Here is a 778-nt window from a genome sequence, read left to right as displayed (position 1 = left end):
GCTTTTGGCTCTCGCCAAGGTCATCCCCATCCCCCGTCTCAGTTGGCCGCCCGGCTGCAACTGCCCCCTGAACAGGCCGCGTGGGGCCATCAGGTGCATGGCTGCAACTGGGTTTGGGCAGATGGGATCACGGAAACCCTTGGACAGAAGGGAGAGCAGGACTGCTCTGTTGGTCAAGGGATCCCTACCCGTTCTCAGGCGGATGCGGTCATTGCCCGCCGCCAAGGAGATTCTGCCTGGGTCTGCACCGCTGACTGTGTGCCGATTTTGGTGGCCAGCCAAGAATGGGTGGCAGCCATTCACGCCGGGTGGAGAGGCACTGCTGCGGGGATCTTGTCCAAGGTGCTGCAGGAGTTTTTACAGGCGGGGATCCCTGCTGCTGGGATCCGCGTGGCCATCGGGCCTTCCATTTCGGGGTCGGTCTATCAGGTGTCAGAGGAGGTGGCGGAGCTGGTGCTGAACAGTTTACCCCCGGGGCTGGATGCCCGCGCCGCCCTGTTGCCCGATCCTCTGCCTGGCAAGGTTCGCCTGGATCTGCGCTGGGTCAACGGTGCCCAAGCCCAAGCCCAAGGGATCCCCCCTGAACACATTGCCGTCAGCCCCCATTGCACCCTCAGCCAGCCCCAAGATTTCTTTTCCTACCGCCGCGATGGATCCCTGAAGGATGAGCAGGGCCGTCATTGCGTGCAGTGGTCGGGAATTGGACTGCGGTCGTAGGCAGACTTGACCCAGTTCTGCCCGGAGGAACGGGAAGTAGTGGCTATAATTGCGCTCAAGA

At 62.2% G+C, this 778-nt stretch carries 1 protein-coding gene; it reads left to right on the top strand.

Annotated elements, in window-relative coordinates; genetic code table 11:
* Positions 1–717: polyphenol oxidase family protein (locus NW820_RS13050; RefSeq protein WP_414407730.1), on the top strand; the 717-nt coding region annotated here is incomplete at its 5' end.
* Between the last annotated feature and the right edge of the window lie 61 nt (positions 718–778).

The organism is Synechococcus sp. R55.7, from assembly GCF_047461955.1.
In the GTDB taxonomy this organism is placed as follows: Bacteria; Cyanobacteriota; Cyanobacteriia; order Thermostichales; family Thermostichaceae; genus Thermostichus.
Note: the sequence above shows the minus strand (reverse complement) of the source record. Positions and strands in the feature narration are given on the sequence as shown.